This is a genomic window from Saccharomonospora iraqiensis subsp. paurometabolica YIM 90007 (genome assembly GCF_000231035.2).
Lineage (GTDB): Bacteria > Actinomycetota > Actinomycetes > Mycobacteriales > Pseudonocardiaceae > Saccharomonospora > Saccharomonospora paurometabolica.
Genome location: NZ_KI912225.1, coordinates 101910 through 102303 on the forward strand (window position 1 = coordinate 101910; position 394 = coordinate 102303).

Consider the following 394-nt stretch of genomic DNA (forward strand, 5'->3'; position numbering starts at 1 on the left):
CCCCACCGGGTCACCGGACTCCCGACCGGCGCGGCCGTCACCCCGGTCAGCTCGGCCAGGTCGGCCCGCACGCGCCGCACGAGCTCGTCGTCGCGCACCCGCAGCATCTCCGCCTGTCCGAACCGGCCGACCGAGCCGCGCACGAGCACCGGCGCCCCGTCGTGGGCGTGGTGGGACCACTTGCGGGAGGAGAAGGTGAACGCCTTCGCGGTGAACAGGGTGCCGTCGTCGTGGCGCTCGCCGGAGGCGATCAGCACGCCGGACGACTCCGGCAAGCGTGTGTCCGGCGGCAGCGCGAGCGCGACCACCGCCATCGAGGCGAGCTCGATGTCCCGGAACTCGGCCGCGGCCGACGGAACCGGGCCGGCCAGCAGCCGGGCCGCCGCGGGGGGCG

General features: G+C 76.6%; 1 protein-coding gene. It reads right to left on the reverse strand.

Annotated features, from left to right (window positions below):
* Positions 1 to 394 (reverse strand): FAD-dependent oxidoreductase (locus SACPADRAFT_RS33825; protein ID WP_233357150.1); only part of this gene is annotated, 394 nt, incomplete at both ends.